Consider the following 16066-nt stretch of genomic DNA (forward strand, 5'->3'; position numbering starts at 1 on the left):
CCCTTACTGCGCGGGACCATGGCCTAGACGCGTCATGGCGCGGGCGACCAGTCCAAGCTTTGCCACCGTTTCGCCAGCCTCAAGCGGCACGCGGATATCGGCCATATTGGGCGCAGAAATCACCAGCGCCCCGCAGACCTGACCCTTCGTCACCGGCGCAATGACCGGAGAGGCATAATCCACCCCGATATGGGAGCGCTGCTGCCAGCCCACCGGGAGCGTCATGACGATATCGGCACCTGCCACCAGCGAGACCTGACGGTGTTCGCCCATCCAGACCGGCGCGGAATCCACGACCTGCCCGCGACGGAACAGCGTGGCGTTCTCGAAATTGGCGAATGCCCAGGACATCAGACGCTCACCCTCATGGGCGCGCTCGTTGCTCGACGATGTGCCATTGATGACGACGATGACGCGGTTGCCGTTGCGCTTGGAGCTTGCACAGAGGCCGAAACCGCCCGCATCCGTATGGCCGGTCTTCAGGCCGTCAGCGAGCCCCTTGTCCACCAGCACGTTCCGGTTACCCTGACGAATGTGGTTGTAGGTGAACTCGAGCTCGCCGAAATAGTGGTAGTACTGCGGAAAATCGCGGATCAGATGCGAGGCGACCGTCGCGACATCGCGTGCCGTCATGTAGTGGCCGTCTGCTGGCAGCCCCGTCACGTTGACGAAATGCGAGTTCATCATGCCGAGCTTCGGCGCTTCTTCGTTCATCATCGCAACGAAGCGCTCTTCGGAACCCGCAATGCCTTCAGCCAGAACGATACAGGCATCATTGCCGGACTGGATCAGCATGCCCTGGATCAGGTCGGATACCAGAACGCTCTGGCCCAGCGGCACGAACATCTTGGAACCCTGCGTGCGCCAGGCCTTTTCGCTGACCGGCAGGCTCTGCTCCAGACGGATGCGACCCGTCGCCAGCATGCCGAACACGATATAGGCCGTCATCATCTTCGTCAGGGAAGACGGTGCCATGCGCTCGTCGGACGCCTTGTCGAGCAGGACCGCGCCCGTGTCGTAATCCACGACATAAGCCCAGCGCGCCACCGTATCGAACGGTCCGATCGGCGTGTTCGCCGGCGTGCCAACAGGAGCGTCAGCCGAAGGAGCCGCAGCGGCTTTCGCAGCATGGCCTGCATGACGGTGCGGGCGCGCAAACGCCTTCAGGGGCCCCGCAAAAGAAGCACAGGCCGCAATGCCTGCCACCCCACCGAAAAGAGAGCGTCTAGTCCGCACGTTCGTCCCCAGTTCCACGGCCTTCACACAACCGGCCGTCATTCCACAATGATCCGCGCGCCCTCTACCCCGCACAGGCGGGTGCGGTCCAGTGCCGCGTCCGCCTGTGCGATATCGGCATAGGGCCCGCCAACAGCACGCCACTCCAGTCCCGCGCCTTCAGAGGCATGCAGAACCGTACCGCCACAGCGCATGGCGACACTCGCCGCCGTCGCGTGACCGGAAAATATTCCCATCAGGACATACAGCCCCGATGGCCCCGGACTGCCCTGCATCCAGGTCGCGGGCAGCGGCCCCACGGCAACGGAAGACGCCGTCGCGGACGAGTCGTTGCCATAGACCCGCGAAGACCCGTCACTCAGGGACGTCTCGCGGACTTCCCCGACGGGAGCCGCGGAAATGTTCTGGGCCGGCGGCTTGCCCAATCCTTCCGCCAGGGACCGGCTGGCCGCTTCGTCTTCCGTGACCTCAACGGGCGTATCCGCCGTCATGCCCAGCAGATCCGCAGCTTTCGGAGAAAGCGCGATGATGCGCCCCGGATCCGCCGGGCCACGATCGGTCAGCCGGATGCGGACGATCCGCCCGTTCAGCAAATTGCGGACACTGACGATCGCCGGAAGCTGGAGCGTCTGATGCGCGCCGGTCATGCCGTTCGCGGACCAGGCCTCGCCATCCGCCACCAATCCGCCAGCCGGTGCGTGCTGCCGCGTTGCCAGACCTGTGACGTGATAGTCGAACTGCTCGTTGGGATAGAACCAGCCGTGCGTTCCACGCCAGGCACTTCCCAGTTCGTAATGCGGGTGCGCGGCAGGCGTCGGCTCTTCACGGTGACAGGCCGCAAGAAGCGGCAGAAGGGCCAGAGCGGCCCCGTAATTACGCAGAGACAATGCCCGTCCCCAGAAGCCCGACACCGAGCGCATAATAGTCCGAAGGATTATAGCGGCGGATCACGTTGAAGTTGTGATAGACCATGAAAGCCTGCGTCCCCGGACCATCGGGCTGCACGACAGCACCCTGCACGTTCGATTGCGAGAACGCCGTCCCATCCACGCGACGCACGCCCAACGCCATCCACTCGCCCAGCGTCCGCTGCCGGGTCCGGCCGATCTCGGCCTTGTCGAGCACCTTGGTCAGCGTGACTTCCTGCCCCCACGGTTCGTTGACCTGCCAGCCGCATTTACCGAGGTAATTGGCAATGGAGGCGAACACATCCGCTTCAGACGTCCAGATATTGCGCTTGCCGTCCCCGTCTCCGTCCGCTGCGTAGCGCAGATAGGCACTGGGCATGAACTGCGCCTGCCCCATGGCGCCCGCATAGCTGCCGATCATGGCCGCAGGTGCGATATCACCGTCATTGAGGATCTGAAGAGCCTTCATGAGCTCGTTGCGGAAGAAGGCAGAACGCCGCCCGTCAAAGGCCAGCGTCGCCAGCGCATCGATGACGGAATACGTCCCGTCATGAGCACCAAATCCCGACTCGAGGCCCCAGATCCCCATGACGGCGCGGTCGTCGCATCCAAAGCGTGCGCTGACGGGAGACATCACAGACTGCTGAGCGGCGTAAACACTCCGCCCTTTCACAAACCGCGACTCCGGCAGAACGCGATCACGATACTGCGCCCAGGTCAGGGTGAACTCCGGCTGGTGACGGTCCAGTTTGAGCACGGAGGCGTTGGGCTGCGTCGTCAGGCTGAGAGCCTGCGAGACGATCGAAGATGAAAGCCCCTGCGCCAGCGCCTGTGCCCGGACACTCTCGAGAAAAGCGCCATAACTCTGCACACGGGCCTGGGCGTTGGCGGATGAAATCCCGACTGCCGCCGAACCGGCAACGGAAGTCAGGGCGGCAAGCAGATGGCGTCTTTGAAGCACGGTCAGGACCAGTCCCTTACGGGTAGAAATGATAGGGCATACGCTAGCAATCCGCAGCACGGACCGCCAGTCTCGGCGGGAGTGTCGCAGGTCATTCGCACCGAAATATGGCACGGCAAGATTGTCGTTGGCGCGCTGGCGTGCGAAACCGGCGCCTCAATGTTCATGGAACCTCCCCACTCGTGATCGCCATCGGCCCCGCCATGGCCTCGCAGCCAGCCTGGCTGAAGGCAGCCACCATCATTGTCGGCACCTTCATTCTCGAAGACGTGGCCACGGTGCTTTCCGCTATCGCCGCCCGCGCCGGAGAAGTCAGCATCCCCCTCGCCTTGGGTGCGCTGTATTTCGGGGTAGCAGTCGGGGATATGGGCCTGTACGGGCTTGGCGCCGCCGGTGCCCGCTGGCCTTACCTCAAGCGGTTCCTGACCCTTCCCAAACGCGAACGTACACAGGACTGGTTCAGCACGAACGTCATCCGCGTGGTGGCCATTTCCCGCTTCGTGCCCGGCGCCAGGCTGCCGCTCTATACGGCCTGCGGTTTCTTCCGCGCGCCGTTCCTTCCCTTTGCCATGACCGCAGTTCTGGCTACGCTGGTCTGGACGACGTGTCTTTTCCTGCTTGCCATGAGAGTCGGGGGCTGGCTGCTCGCCCATCAGGGGGGCTGGCGCTGGGCCGGGCTGGCGGGGTTCGTCCTGTGTATCGTTGTCGTCGGGCGCCTGATCGCCCGTCTCCAGACCGTGAGCCAGTAACAGCAATGTCCAAGTCAGAAGCCGACCAGAACCCCCTCTCCCTTTTCGAATTCTGGCCTGGATCCATCTTCTACACCCCCATCGTCCTGTACTGGATCGCTATGGGGATCAAATACCGCGACCTCAGCATCTCGACCGCCGCCAATCCGCGTATCGAAACCGGCGGCCTGTGCGGCGAGAGCAAGTCCTCCATCCTCGACATGGGCGGTTCCACGGCACAGTCCTATATCGCCCCTTATGTCGTCTTCCGCAGTGGCAAGGGTTCCGTTCGCCGGGCGCTCGACGCCATGGAGCGCAAGGGCCTGTCCTTCCCCGTCGTCATCAAGCCCGATATCGGCTGTAATGGCACGGGTGTGAAGCTCGTCCATAACCGCGAACAGCTCGAAGCCGTCCTGCCGCAGTTCCCTGATGACGTGGACATGCTGGCACAGGACCTCATCACCTATCCCGTCGAGGCTGGGCTGTTCTACATCCGCCATCCCGACGAACCGCGTGGCCGCATCACATCCATCACCTACAAGGAAGCGCCGGTCCTGACAGGCGATGGCGTATCCACCATCGAGGAACTGATCCTGCGCGATCCCCGTATGAGCCTGGTGCCGCAGATCTATCTGCCGCGTCTGGCCGGACGGGAGAAGAACGTCCTCGCCAAGGGTGAGGAAATGCCGCTCGTCTTCGCGGGCAACCACTGCAAGGGTTCCGTCTTCCGCGATGGTCGAGCCGATACGACGGACGCGCTGACCGCACGCCTCGACGCCATCATGAAGGACATCCCGGATTTCCATTTCGGGCGCGTGGACGTGAAAGCCGCTTCCATTGAGGACCTGCGCCGGGGCGAGAACTTCCGGATCATCGAGATCAACGGCGTTGGTTCCGAAGCGACCCATATCTGGGACCGCCGCACCACGCTGTGGGAAGCCTATCGCGCCCAGTTCTCACATTACCGTCAGACGTTCCTGATCGGTGCTGCCAACAGGGCGCGGGGCTGGAAAACGTCGGGCGCGTTCTCGATGCTGCATTCCTGGCGCAAGCAGCGCCGGCTTCTGGCGTCCTATCCGCTGAACGACTGAACCCGGCGCGGCAGACGGGCCTTACTGGCCCAGCTTGCCGCCACCAAAGATGTAATTGCTGACCTGCTGTTCGAGCGAAAGCTGATCCCGCGTGTCGGTGATCTTGCCTTCGCCGGACAGTGTCGTGTGGGAATGACCTGGCTGGATCTGCAGGGCATTGTCCGCCGTCATGGTCGGCGCACCGATGCCCACGGCCGTATCAACGGGAAGATGCAGGCGCTGGTCCACCGTAAAAGCCACATCGGCCATCTGCGTGCGCGGATCGAGTGTGATGGAGACGACGCGTCCCACCGGCACGCCTGCGAGATCGACATTCGCGCCCGTGTGAAGGCCATTCGCGGAATTGAAGGCCGCATGCAGGATCTCACCCTGAAAATCAGGCCCCTTGCGCAGGGCATTGCCGTAAACGAGGAATGTTCCGGCAATCGCCAGAACGAGACCACTGGCCAGGATGGCGCCCCCACGGCCACTCAATGTTGACTGCATGCCAGCCTCGCCTTCCGGAAAATCTTGAACAGAACGGGAGTTAGTCCTCCCTTGACCGCCCGGTCAAGATGGAGACCAGGGTTGCCAGAGAGGTGACCTCCAAGGTTGCGTCCTCTGCCACCATGGGGCAAGTGATCTGCTTTTCCGCCTTTGTGACGAAGGCTTCCACCCGAAACAGGCTCCATGACGCTTCTCCAGGCCCTCATCCTCGCCATCGTTCAGGGAATTACCGAACCCTTCCCGGTCAGCAGCCTCGGTCATGCCGTGCTCCTGCCCGCTCTCCTGCACTGGGATCTGGACGAACACGCGCCCATGTTCCTGCCGTTCCTGACCATGCTGCATGTCGGCACGCTGGTCGCGCTGGCCGGTGTGTTCTGGCGGGACTGGATGGCCATTCTGGGCGGTATGTTCGGTCGCTACGGCAGTTACCGGCAGATGGAAGCGATTCGGATCTTCGGACTGCTGGTCATCGCCACCATTCCCGCTGTTCTGGTCGGATGGCTTCTGGAGCACCGCCTGCGCGCCGTGTTCGGCACGCCCCTCGCCGTTGCGGGGTTCCTGATCCTCAATGGCTTCCTGCTGATGGTCACCGAATGGCTCCGGCGCCAGAAGGGCCACCGCGACCACAAGCCCATTGCAACGCTTGCTCCGAAGGATGCCGTGATCATCGGCATCTGGCAGTGCCTGGCTCTCCTCCCAGGTCTGTCGCGTTCAGGTGCGACCATGAATGGTGGCCTTCTGCGCGGGCTGGACCATGAAACGGCCGCGCGGTTTTCGCTCCTGATGGCCCAGCCTATCGTGCTTGCGGCCACGGTCCGTGAAGCCTGGCAGATGCGTCACATGACAATCTCACACGATATCATGGTGCAGTGCGTCGCCGGTGCCGTCGTTGCCGGGCTGACCGCGCTGATCTGCTCGCTCGTGATGCTGCGCTTCTTTCGCAACCATGATGGCTGGGCCCTGACACCGTTTGGTGTCTACTGCGTTCTGGCCGGCCTTTTCGCCGGTGCCGTCATTCTTCTCTGACCTTTCCAGCCGCCGTTTTTCGCGGCACATTGCGGATCATGCCAGCTTCGATACAATCTCCTCCCGATCTCCCCGGACCAGGCCGCCGAAAGACCCTTGAACAGGTCCTTTTCGAGAACGACACGAACGGTCTCAAGCGCAGCCTGACGGCGACGCAGCTGATCATCCTCGGGGTCGGGTCCACAATCGGCGCTGGCATCTATGTCATGACGGGTACGGCTGCTGCCGAATATGCCGGCCCCTCGGTCCTGATTTCCTTCGTCATCGCTGCCCTCGCCTGCCTGTTCACGGCCTTTTCGTACGGCGAACTTTCCTCGACCCTTCCCGTATCGGGCTCGGCCTATTCCTACGCCTATATCTCAATGGGCGAGAAAGCGGCCTGGATGGTCGGCTGGCTCCTGCTTCTGGAATACGGCATCTCATGCTCCGCCGTCGCAGCGGGCCTGTCGGGTTATGCAAGCTCCCTGCTGGGCGTCACCGGCTTTCACATGCCGTCTGCACTGACCCACGCAACGCTCCAGCCCGTCCCCGGCACAGCCGGGGCACAGATCAGCGCCGACTGGCGGTTCGATCTGATCGGCTTTACCGCGACGCTTCTCGTGACGGCCCTGCTGGTCCGGGGCGTCGAGGAATCCGCCCGCATCAACACCATGATCGTGGCGCTTAAAGTCGGGGTGCTGTTCGTATTCGTGGCGCTGGGCATCGGGACCGTCAATCCGGCGAACTGGCATCCGTTCATTCCCGCCAGTGAAGGCGGTTTCCATTACGGGGTACGCGGCATTTTCCGCGCAGCTTCGGTTATTTTCTTTGCCTATGTCGGCTTCGAGGCCGTTTCCACCGCTTCAGCCGAGGCCCGTAACCCCACCCGCGACGTGCCGATCGGCATCATCGGCAGCCTGCTGATCTGCACCATCGTCTACATGATCGTCGCGACCGTCCTGCTCGGCATCGTGCCCTATCGTGAGCTGGATGTGCCCGACCCGCTCGCCATTGCCGTGAAGATCATGCACACGCCCTGGCTGTCCCTGCTGGTCAATATCGGTGCCACGATCGGCCTGTGCTCGGTCCTGATGGGCCTGATGTACGCGCAGTCCCGCGTCCTGCTGACCATCAGCCGCGACGGTCTGATTCCGCAGATCTTCAGCGTCATCCATCCGAAATTCCGCACACCATGGATCGGGACCATCGTCCTCGGCCTCGTGGTCGCACTCATCACCGCAACCCTGCCGATCGACATCATCAGCGATCTCGTTTCCATCGGGACGGCTGCCGCGTTCGGGATTGTCTGCTTCACGGTCATCTGGCAGCGCAACACGCGACCTGACATCGTGCGTCCCTTCAGCGTCCCGCTGGGCGGTATCCGCATCCGTGGGATCTGGATCGGCACGACACCCGCGCTCGGCATCCTGTTCTGCCTGGTCATGACCATTCCGCTGGTCTCGGACATGGTTCACGCCGTCACCAGCGGTAACCCGGTTCCGCTGATCCTTCTGGTGACCTATCTGGCGCTGGGCATTGCAACTTACGCCTTCTACGGGCGGCGCCATTCAAAAATGCGCGCCGAGCCTCCCTCAGTCTGACGACATCGACGAACTGCCGGGCCCCATGCCCGGGCCCATATAGCTTCCCGGCGGCGGTCGGCTGATCGGGGGCGCCATCCGTTCCCAGGGCTCCTGAGCCCCGGCTGCTGGCGGCATCATGGAGAAGCGCGAACGGGGCAGCGCCTCGGGGCATTCATCGCGGATGCGGGCGATGATCTTCTCGCGGATATCGCACCGCAGATCCCAGCTCTGAAGCGCCGTACGCGCACTGGCGATGATACGGATGGACATGACATGCGCATCGCAATCCGCCACCTGAACGTCGAACACGCGCCCGTCCCAGAGTGGGCATCCCCGCACGATTTCGTTCAACATCTCGCGGATCTTGTCCATCGGCGCCTGATAATCGACCCACAGGAACACAACCCCGATGATGGCCGCGGAATTATGCGTCCAATTCTCGAACTGGTTTTCCAGAAAATACGAGATCGGCACGATATGCCGCCGCCAGTCCCAGACCCGCAGCACCACATAGGTCGCGTTGATTTCCTCAACCCAACACCAGTCGCCATTGATGATGATCAGGTCTTCCATCCGGATCGGCTGGGTCAGCGCGATCTGCACACCTGCGATCAGGTTCGTCAGCAGCCCGCGCGCCGACAGACCGACGATCAGGGACGCCGCCCCCGCAGACGCGAACAGGGACAGCCCGTACTGCTTGACCGACGGAAACAGCATGAGCGCCGAGGCCACGGTCACGATGCCCACCAGGATTTCCGTCAGCCGCCGCAGGACGCGGATCTGCGTCTGGTGCGAGCGGATCATGATGTCGTCGGTCTCCTCGCGCGCCGCAAGGCGGTTGAGATAGACCTCCGTCATGATCCGGAAGACCATGATCGCCGAGAACCCGAAAGTCAGGATCAGCAGGAACAGGAAGAAGAGCTGAAGATCGTCTTCCTGAGCCGCCGTAAATCCCGTTGCCGCCGGCAGCGCGGAGAGCATAGCCAGGAGCGCCACCATCAGCCGCGTGGGCCTGCGCAGGGAGGAGACGATGCGCCGGATCAGCGCAGCCTTGCGCGATCCCGGGATCCGCAGGAGCTGCGTCGTGACCAGATTGCCGCAATAGAACGCCAGCACCCCCACAACCACCAGCATCAGCACCGAAACGACGGAAGCAGGCAGCCAGGTGAAATAGGACCGTATGGCAAACAGGGTGCTGACGAAATGTTGCGTCACCAGATGAAGGACTCCTTGCGTTAAAAGGAATTGCGGGCCTGAAAGAGGCCAAATGGATTGGAAAACCGTGATACCTCAAATGCCACGGGCACCCCGGACAATGCGACCCGTAAAAACATCTTATTTTCCCGGGACTAACGTGTTGACACCCTGAAAGATCCCCCTTAAAACCCCGCGACAACGCCGGTTAACCCCGGCCGGATGGCGGTGTAGCTCAGTGGTAGAGCAGGGGAATCATAATCCCTTGGTCGGCGGTTCAAATCCGTCCACCGCTACCATCCCTTTTCCCGAAAACAGAAAATTCATTGCGGTTATGCCCTGCTGTGCGGGAACGTTTTCTGTATTCTGCCCGGCATGATCAAGAAACCCCTCGCCGTCGTGACGATGGTCTATAACGAGCCGGAACATCTTCAGCTCTGGCGCCGTCATTATGGTGCCCAAGTCGGAGAAGCCGCCTGCTACGTGATCGATCACGGATCGGATGATGGCTCGACAGAACATCTGGGGCAGGTGAACGTCGTGCGGATCCCCCGCTCCCCACAGGACGATGAACGCCGCACCCGCGCCATCGGAAAATTCTGCGACAGCCTGCTCGAATGGTATGACAGCGTCATCTATACGGACGTGGACGAAATCCTGCTCGCGGACCCGGCTTTTGTCCCTTCCCTGACGGAATTCGCGCTCCTGAACCGCTCCCCGGTTGTCACCGCCACAGGCTTTGACGTCATTCATATCCCGGACGAGGAAGCACCGTTCGACTACAGCCGCCCCTTCTCCCTTCAGCGCCGCCATCTCCGCTTTTCCAGTGCGATGTGCAAACCGGTCCTGACCCGCATTCCCATTACATGGGCTCCGGGTTTTCACTGCTGCGAGGAGGCCGTCCCCACTCTTGCGACCCCACTTTTCCTGTTCCATCTCCGCTATGCGGATCTGACATCGGGACTGGAGCGGCTGGAACGCACCCGCAGGCAGCCCTGGATTTCCGAAGAGGTCGGACGCCACCAGCGTCTGGAAAACACGGATTGGGAGAACATGCTGCGCAGCATGGCCGGACTGCCCCGGACGGACTGCACGCTCGATAACCGTGACGAGCGTCTGAGCCAGTGGCGCCAGCAGGTCGAGGACAGCACGCAGACACGGGTACATGACCGCTACCGCCTTGATCTCCATCTGAGCGGCACGGAACTGTGGCGCGTTCCCGAGCGGTTCGTAGGACGGGTCTGAGACACAAAAAAAGCCGGCCCTTTGCGGGGCCGGCTTTTTTTGATCTGTCTGAACCGGGGCTTCAGTCTGCCTCGACCTCAGCCGTGCGATGATCCTGATCATCTTCCGAGGAACGCTCGGCGTTGTGCTCGGCATCCTGTTCCTGCGAGGGCTGCTCCTCTTCAGAACGCTCGCCACGCGGCTCCCGGCGGTCTTCATAAGCGCGCTGGCGCTGCTGCTGACGCTCGGTGCGCTCCTGCTGGCTCTTCTCGGCAGCCTGGTTCATGGCATTGAGAATACGGAAATAATGCTCCGCGTGCTGGAAATAGGCTTCTGCAAGAATGCGGTCGCCAGTTCCGGTCGCGTCGCGGCCCAGCTGGAGATACTTCTCGAACAGCTGCTGCGCCGTACCACGGACCCGCAGATCGGGTCCGTTACTGTCAAACACATGGTTGCGGTTCAGAGGTGTCTGGGCATTGCTGCTGCGTGATGGCCCACTACCCGCACGATGATGCCGGCCTCTTATGCGCTTCATATTCATCGACCCGTGATGCACTTTCATGATGACGTGGACCGTTCTGCAACTGCAGAAAGTCCGACCGCCGCTGTCGAAAAAGACGTCTGTCTGTTCCGCTATGGCTGAACCCAGCTCAGCCAGTCTTCCATCGTCAGTGCATGATGACATGAACGATGGGCAAAGATGCGCCTGACAGTGCTGGCAAAAACACCCTCAATTCGCATGCATTGGCTTTAGCAATACCAAGTTCCGTCAGTCAAGCCAACGGTTTTTCGTCACGATCCGCCCTCACCCGTCCGATCGCAGGACAAGGGCTCGTTCGATGCCGCCCAGATCGGCCTTATGCGCCACGTCCCGCAGCCCGCTCGCCGCTCCCAGCGCGGAGACCGCATCGATCTGCCCGATCCCCATTTCTAGGATCGCGTATCCCCCCGGCACCAGAAGCGCAGGCAACGCAGCACACAGGATGCGATAGGCGTCCAGCCCGTCCGCGCCACCATCCAGAGCCCGCGCTGGCTCATACTGCAGAACTTCGGGCATCAGCCCCGCCAGATCCCCGCTCTCAATATACGGCGGGTTGGACAGGACAACATCGAACCGTCCCGTCAGCGCATCCGCCCAGCTTCCGGCCAGAAAGGCACTGCGTTTCGCCAGTCCGGCCCGGATGGCATTGCGCCTTGCCAGTGCTGCGGCCTGCGGGGACAGATCCACGCCCACACCCGTGGCCTGGGGATATTCGGACAGGGCCGCCAGCAGCAGACATCCTGTTCCGGTTCCAAGATCGAGAATGGAGAGCGGCGCATTGCGGTCCGGACAGACATACAGCAGAGCTTCGATCAGGGCTTCACTGTCGGCACGGGGGATGAGCGTGTCACGTCCCGTCTCCAGATCCAGCGTCCAGAAGCTAGTCTCTCCCGTGATGAACGCCAGAGGCTCCCGGTCCAGACGCCGCTTCAGGGCCTCTGCGAATCGCAGCTCCTGCGCAGGCTCTACACCGTCCAGAGATAGCAGACCGCCCAGATCACGCCCTGTCGCCCAGCACAGCAGGAGCCGGGCTTCACGGCGCGCATCCTCGATCCCGGCCTGCTCCAGCGCCTGTGAGGCCTCGCGCAAAAGATCATCTTTGGCCATCATCATTCAAGCGAACCTGTTATAGTTGGTGTCATGAAGTCCAAACGCGCCTTCCTCTATTCCGCCCTGCTGCTTGGCTGCACGCTCAATCCAGTTCACGCCCAGTCGGAACTGTCCACGGAACTGCCCCCGTCCTTTACCGTGACGGACGAGCGCGCGCCCGAAGAAATTTCGGAAGTCTCGCGCCTCTATCTGGACGGCAATCTGGTGGCGACCTTCAGGCTGGGACTGTCCAAAGCCCATGAGACGCAGACGATCCCGCTTCCGGTCGGCCGCTTCGATGTAGATTATGCCCTGTGTGGCGAAATCACCATCGTCCATAACGGCCATCAGGAAACCCATCAGGTCAGCAGCGAAGGCCAGCTCCACCATCCCGAAGGCCATTCGCTCGACGCGGTGGGGACCAACAACTTCACCGATTTCTTTCTGGTCGACTACGACGATGCCGCTGTTGCCACACACCGCCATGGCCGCGCCGCCGTCTGCGCGACACCCAATACCTGAGGCTCAGAACCCTTCGGCGGCAAGCAGTTCCGTCTGCTCTTCGCGGGTCAGGGCATCAATGATCTCGTCGAACTCGCCGCCCATGATCCGGTCGATCTTGTAGAGCGTCAGATTGATTCGATGATCCGTCACGCGCCCTTGCGGAAAATTATACGTCCGGATGCGCTCTGAACGATCGCCCGTCCCGACCTGTGATTTCCGGTCGGCTGCCCGGGTGGCATGAAGCTGCGCGCGTTCCCGCTCATAGAGCCGGGCACGCAGGATCTTCATGGCCTTGGCCTTGTTCTTGTGCTGGCTTTTCTCTTCCTGCATCGCTACGACAATGCCACTGGGCATGTGTGTAATGCGAACCGCACTTTCCGTCTTGTTGACGTGCTGGCCGCCCGCCCCCGAAGCGCGGTAGACGTCGATCCGCAGATCATCGTCATTGACCGTCACATCGACTTCTTCGGCTTCCGGAAGCACGGCCACGGTCACGGTAGACGTATGAATCCGTCCCTGACTTTCCGTCGCCGGAACACGCTGCACCCGGTGCACACCGGATTCGTATTTCAGCCGCGCGAAAACCGACCGGCCGGAAATGGTCGCCATGCCTTCCTTGAGGCCGGCCACCTCGTTCTCGGCATATTCCATGACTTCAAAACGCCAGCCATTCTGTTCGGAAAAGCGGCGATAGGCATCGAACAGTTCCGCGGCGAACAGTCCCGCCTCATCGCCGCCCGCTGCGGGACGGATTTCAAGGATGGCGCTGCGTTCATCCGCCGCATCTTTCGGCAGAAGCGCCAGACGCAGGGCATGCTGAAGATCGGGCAATGTCGCCTCGATCTCCGCAAGCTCCATCTGGGCCAGTTCACGCATTTCCGGATCATCAAGCAGGGCCTGCGCCCCGGCTTTCTGTTCCTCGGCACTTTTCCAGGCCTGGATGGAGGCGACCACAGGCTCCAGTTCGGCATATTCCTGCGACAGACGGGTGAAGTCCTCACCCGTCAGCTCGCCGGAAGACATCAGGGCCTGGACTTCCTCCGAACGCGCGACAATCCGCTCAAGCCTGTCGTCAAATGCCATGTGTTCAGGTGCGTCCTGCGCTCAGAACCCGCACCAGATCCGCAACCGGCACTTCCTGCTGCTCGCGGCTGGAGAGGTCACGAAGCTGCACGATATTCTTGGCGATTTCCTCATCGCCCAGAACGATCGCATGGGACGCGCCGGACTTCACCACACGCTCCATGCGCTTCTTCATGTTGCCACGGGTCTCGATTTCGGCCCGCAGACCAGCAGAGCGCAGAGCGCGAGCAATAGACGCGGCTTTGAGGACGGCCTCGTCTCCCATCGGCACCAGCGCGATACCGGCCGGAAGTTCCGGGACGGAATCCAGCAGCATCGCCAGACGCTCAATCCCGCCAGCCCAGCCGATCGCGGGAATGGCCGGGCCACCCATCTGCTCCACAAGACCTTCATACCGGCCACCAGCCAGCACCGTGCCCTGAGCGCCAAGCTTCGAGGTCACGAACTCGAACGCCGTGTGGCTGTAGTAATCAAGGCCGCGGACGATGCGGGGGTTTTCAACGAAATCGACGCCGAATGCCTGAAGGCTGGAGCGCAATCCGTCCCAGAACTGACGGGACTCATCGTTCAGATAATCCGCAAATGCGGGAGCATCGTCGAGCAGCTTGCGGTCCTGCTCGGACTTGCTGTCCAGAATCCGCAGCGGATTGGCTTCAAGCCGGACGCGGCTTTCTTCCGACAGCGCATCCGCATGGTCGCGGAAATACGCCACCAGCGCTTCACGCCAGGCCTGACGGCTGGCCAGATCGCCAAGCGTGTTGAGCTCCAGCGTGACATGATCGCCCAGACCCAGCTCGCGCAGGATGTCCTGCGCCATGGCAATCGTCTCGGCATCCCGAAGCGGGCTTTCCGCCCCGATCAGTTCCGCACCGATCTGGTGGAACTGACGGTAACGCCCCTTTTGCGGGCGCTCATAACGGAACATTGGCCCGTGATAGAACACCTTCTGCGGCAGGGACTGCGTCAGGCCATTCGTGACCAGTGCCCGGCAGATCGCCGCCGTGCCTTCGGGGCGCAGGGTGATGCTCTCACCGCCACGATCCTCGAACGTGTACATCTCCTTGGACACGACATCGGACGTCTCGCCGAGCGTGCGCGAAAAGACGCGCGTGTCCTCGAATATAGGTGTGCTCCATTCCTCGAAACCATAGGTCCGCAGCACCCTGCGGGCCGTCTCCACAACATGGTGGTGACGGCGCATGGTCTCGCCAATGAGGTCATGGGTGCCGCGTGGGGGCTGAAGTCCTGACATCAGTTGGCTGCCGGGTCCATCTGCTTGGCCGTGGAGGCCTCGACCTTGCCGGCCTCGATATCCGAAACCTTCTTTTCCACCAGTTCGACGATATGCTCGATCATGTCGCCAGCCGGCATCGTGTGATCCTGACGGCCTGCGGCATAGACCATGTGACGGCCATTACCACCACCGGTCACGCCGATATCGGTCATCAGAGCCTCACCCGGGCCATTCACCACGCAGCCGATGATGGACAGCGTCAGCGGCGTCTTGATGTGCTGCAGGCGATCTTCCAGCGTCTGCACCGTCTCGACGACATTGAAACCCTGACGCGCACAGGACGGGCAGGAAATGATCTTCACGCCGCGATGACGCAGACCGAGGGACTTCAGGATATCCCAGCCGACCAGCACTTCTTCTTCCGGAGCGGCGGAAAGCGAAACACGCATCGTGTCACCCACGCCGGCCCAGAGCAGGTTGCCCAGACCGATGGAGGATTTCACGGTGCCCGCGCGCTTGGAGCCGGCTTCGGTGATGCCGATATGCAGCGGGTGGTCACAGCAATCCGCAAGCTGCTGATAGGCTGCAACAGCCATGAAAACGTCCGAGGCCTTCACGCTGATCTTGAACTCGTGGAAGTCGTGATCCTCGAGGATCTTCGCGTGTTCCAGAGCACTCTCGACCAGAGCTTCCGGGTTGGGCTCACCGTACTTTTCGAGCAGGTGCTTTTCGAGCGAACCGGCATTCACGCCGATACGGATGGAGCAGCCATAATCCTTGGCGGCGTTGACGACTTCACGCACGCGCTCGGCGCTGCCGATATTGCCCGGATTGATTCGCAGGCAGGCCGCACCGGCCTTGGCGGCTTCGATGGCGCGCTTGTAGTGGAAATGGATGTCCGCAACGATGGGGACGTTCACTTCATGCACGATCTCCGCCAGCGCAGCCGTGCTGGCTTCGTCCGGGCAGGACACGCGCACGATATCCACACCAGCCAGCTCGGCCAGGCGGATCTGGTCGATCGTGGCCTGCGCATCGGATGTCAGGGTGTTGGTCATGGTCTGCACGGAGATCGGGGCATCACCACCGACCGCAACCTTGCCGACATGGATCTGGCGCGACTTGCGACGCTCGATGTGCTGATAGGGACGGTAGCTGCTCATGATTTACCTCTTCGTGCCCGGAAAGGACCGGGAGCT

Annotated in this window: 16 protein-coding genes and 1 tRNA gene; 7 read left to right on the forward strand and 10 right to left on the reverse strand. The window is 61.9% G+C overall.

The window, feature by feature from the left end; translation table 11 throughout:
* Nucleotides 1-3 precede the first annotated feature (3 nt).
* From GLS_RS00090 to GLS_RS00100, 3 genes are read right to left on the reverse strand one after another with little or no spacing between them, the layout of a single operon-like run.
* On the reverse strand, nucleotides 4-1278 hold the full coding sequence (locus tag GLS_RS00090; RefSeq protein ID WP_041110399.1) for a D-alanyl-D-alanine carboxypeptidase family protein: 1275 nt from the start codon (nucleotides 1276-1278) through the stop codon (nucleotides 4-6).
* Nucleotides 1275-2123 carry a septal ring lytic transglycosylase RlpA family protein gene (locus GLS_RS00095; protein ID WP_041110401.1) on the reverse strand — a complete coding sequence of 283 codons (849 nt, stop codon included), beginning with the start codon at nucleotides 2121-2123 and terminating at the stop codon, nucleotides 1275-1277. Before GLS_RS00095 ends, GLS_RS00090 begins: the two co-directional genes overlap by 4 nt.
* Nucleotides 2110-3105, reverse strand: coding sequence for a lytic murein transglycosylase (locus GLS_RS00100; protein ID WP_041110403.1), 996 nt, complete (start codon nucleotides 3103-3105; stop codon nucleotides 2110-2112). Before GLS_RS00100 ends, GLS_RS00095 begins: the two co-directional genes overlap by 14 nt.
* 182 nt (nucleotides 3106-3287) lie before the next feature.
* Between GLS_RS00100 and GLS_RS00105 the strand changes: the two genes are divergently transcribed.
* Both GLS_RS00105 and GLS_RS00110 read left to right on the forward strand, forming a co-directional pair.
* A complete protein-coding gene (locus tag GLS_RS00105; RefSeq protein WP_041110405.1) occupies nucleotides 3288-3854 on the forward strand; it encodes a DedA family protein in 567 nt (188 codons plus the stop codon).
* A 5-nt stretch (nucleotides 3855-3859) separates the two neighbouring features.
* Complete coding sequence (locus GLS_RS00110; RefSeq protein ID WP_041110407.1) at nucleotides 3860-4924, forward strand: ATP-grasp domain-containing protein; 1065 nt, start codon at nucleotides 3860-3862, stop codon at nucleotides 4922-4924.
* 21 nt (nucleotides 4925-4945) lie between these two features.
* Here GLS_RS00110 and GLS_RS00115 read toward each other — a convergent pair whose 3' ends face one another.
* On the reverse strand, nucleotides 4946-5410 hold the full coding sequence (locus GLS_RS00115) for an MlaD family protein (RefSeq protein WP_011251626.1): 465 nt from the start codon (nucleotides 5408-5410) through the stop codon (nucleotides 4946-4948).
* 183 nt (nucleotides 5411-5593) lie between these two features.
* Here GLS_RS00115 and GLS_RS00120 point away from each other — a divergent pair, with 183 nt between their 5' ends.
* Both GLS_RS00120 and GLS_RS00125 read left to right on the forward strand, forming a co-directional pair.
* Nucleotides 5594-6436 carry an undecaprenyl-diphosphate phosphatase gene (locus GLS_RS00120; RefSeq protein WP_011251627.1) on the forward strand — a complete coding sequence of 281 codons (843 nt, stop codon included), beginning with the start codon at nucleotides 5594-5596 and terminating at the stop codon, nucleotides 6434-6436.
* A gap of 38 nt (nucleotides 6437-6474) precedes the next feature.
* Complete coding sequence (locus GLS_RS00125) at nucleotides 6475-8016, forward strand: amino acid permease (RefSeq protein ID WP_041110413.1); 1542 nt, start codon at nucleotides 6475-6477, stop codon at nucleotides 8014-8016.
* Here GLS_RS00125 and GLS_RS00130 read toward each other — a convergent pair.
* Nucleotides 8008-9213, reverse strand: coding sequence for a mechanosensitive ion channel family protein (locus GLS_RS00130; RefSeq protein ID WP_041110415.1), 1206 nt, complete (start codon nucleotides 9211-9213; stop codon nucleotides 8008-8010). The genes GLS_RS00125 and GLS_RS00130 overlap by 9 nt on opposite strands.
* 203 nt (nucleotides 9214-9416) lie before the next feature.
* Here GLS_RS00130 and GLS_RS00135 point away from each other — a divergent pair.
* Together GLS_RS00135 and GLS_RS00140 are read left to right on the forward strand one after the other, a co-directional pair.
* A tRNA-Met gene (locus GLS_RS00135) sits at nucleotides 9417-9491 on the forward strand.
* A gap of 76 nt (nucleotides 9492-9567) precedes the next feature.
* Nucleotides 9568-10437 (forward strand): glycosyltransferase family 2 protein, encoded by an 870-nt coding sequence (locus tag GLS_RS00140; RefSeq protein ID WP_193363828.1) that lies wholly within the window; start codon nucleotides 9568-9570, stop codon nucleotides 10435-10437.
* Nucleotides 10438-10498: 61 nt separating this feature from the next.
* Here GLS_RS00140 and GLS_RS00145 read toward each other — a convergent pair whose 3' ends face one another.
* Both GLS_RS00145 and prmC read right to left on the reverse strand, forming a co-directional pair.
* Nucleotides 10499-10957 carry a DUF4167 domain-containing protein gene (locus GLS_RS00145; protein ID WP_024717305.1) on the reverse strand — a complete coding sequence of 153 codons (459 nt, stop codon included), beginning with the start codon at nucleotides 10955-10957 and terminating at the stop codon, nucleotides 10499-10501.
* Between the two features lie 264 nt (nucleotides 10958-11221).
* Nucleotides 11222-12067, reverse strand: a complete 846-nt coding sequence (gene prmC, locus GLS_RS00150) for a peptide chain release factor N(5)-glutamine methyltransferase (protein ID WP_041112516.1) — start codon at nucleotides 12065-12067, stop codon at nucleotides 11222-11224.
* Between the two features lie 30 nt (nucleotides 12068-12097).
* Here prmC and GLS_RS00155 point away from each other — a divergent pair, with 30 nt between their 5' ends.
* Nucleotides 12098-12568 carry a hypothetical protein gene (locus GLS_RS00155; protein ID WP_011251633.1) on the forward strand — a complete coding sequence of 157 codons (471 nt, stop codon included), beginning with the start codon at nucleotides 12098-12100 and terminating at the stop codon, nucleotides 12566-12568.
* Between the two features lie 3 nt (nucleotides 12569-12571).
* Here GLS_RS00155 and prfA read toward each other — a convergent pair whose 3' ends face one another.
* Genes prfA through ispG form a run of 3 tightly spaced genes read right to left on the reverse strand, consistent with a single transcriptional unit; the run spans nucleotide 12572 to nucleotide 16030 of the window.
* A complete protein-coding gene (gene prfA / locus GLS_RS00160; RefSeq protein WP_041110417.1) occupies nucleotides 12572-13633 on the reverse strand; it encodes a peptide chain release factor 1 in 1062 nt (353 codons plus the stop codon).
* A gap of 4 nt (nucleotides 13634-13637) precedes the next feature.
* Entirely contained in the window at nucleotides 13638-14885 is a 1248-nt protein-coding gene (gene hisS / locus GLS_RS00165) for a histidine--tRNA ligase (protein ID WP_041110419.1), read from the reverse strand.
* Nucleotides 14885-16030: a flavodoxin-dependent (E)-4-hydroxy-3-methylbut-2-enyl-diphosphate synthase gene (gene ispG, locus GLS_RS00170; RefSeq protein ID WP_041110421.1), complete on the reverse strand. Its 1146-nt coding sequence runs from the start codon at nucleotides 16028-16030 to the stop codon at nucleotides 14885-14887. The genes hisS and ispG overlap by 1 nt, the downstream gene beginning before the upstream one ends.
* Between the last annotated feature and the right edge of the window lie 36 nt (nucleotides 16031-16066).

Origin of the sequence: Gluconobacter oxydans DSM 3504, assembly GCF_000583855.1 — a bacterium.
Lineage (GTDB): Bacteria > Pseudomonadota > Alphaproteobacteria > Acetobacterales > Acetobacteraceae > Gluconobacter > Gluconobacter oxydans.

Coding starts and splice junctions, on each gene's coding strand:
- GLS_RS00090 (WP_041110399.1), bottom strand. CDS start 1,278: ATGACGGCCGGTTGTGTGAAGGCCGTGGAACTGGGGACGAACGTGCGG.
- GLS_RS00110 (WP_041110407.1), top strand. CDS start 3,860: ATGTCCAAGTCAGAAGCCGACCAGAACCCCCTCTCCCTTTTCGAATTC.
- GLS_RS00115 (WP_011251626.1), bottom strand. CDS start 5,410: ATGCAGTCAACATTGAGTGGCCGTGGGGGCGCCATCCTGGCCAGTGGT.
- GLS_RS00120 (WP_011251627.1), top strand. CDS start 5,594: ATGACGCTTCTCCAGGCCCTCATCCTCGCCATCGTTCAGGGAATTACC.
- GLS_RS00125 (WP_041110413.1), top strand. CDS start 6,475: ATGCCAGCTTCGATACAATCTCCTCCCGATCTCCCCGGACCAGGCCGC.
- GLS_RS00140 (WP_193363828.1), top strand. CDS start 9,568: ATGATCAAGAAACCCCTCGCCGTCGTGACGATGGTCTATAACGAGCCG.
- GLS_RS00145 (WP_024717305.1), bottom strand. CDS start 10,957: ATGAATATGAAGCGCATAAGAGGCCGGCATCATCGTGCGGGTAGTGGG.
- prmC (WP_041112516.1), bottom strand. CDS start 12,067: ATGATGGCCAAAGATGATCTTTTGCGCGAGGCCTCACAGGCGCTGGAG.
- GLS_RS00155 (WP_011251633.1), top strand. CDS start 12,098: ATGAAGTCCAAACGCGCCTTCCTCTATTCCGCCCTGCTGCTTGGCTGC.
- prfA (WP_041110417.1), bottom strand. CDS start 13,633: ATGGCATTTGACGACAGGCTTGAGCGGATTGTCGCGCGTTCGGAGGAA.
- hisS (WP_041110419.1), bottom strand. CDS start 14,885: ATGTCAGGACTTCAGCCCCCACGCGGCACCCATGACCTCATTGGCGAG.
- ispG (WP_041110421.1), bottom strand. CDS start 16,030: ATGAGCAGCTACCGTCCCTATCAGCACATCGAGCGTCGCAAGTCGCGC.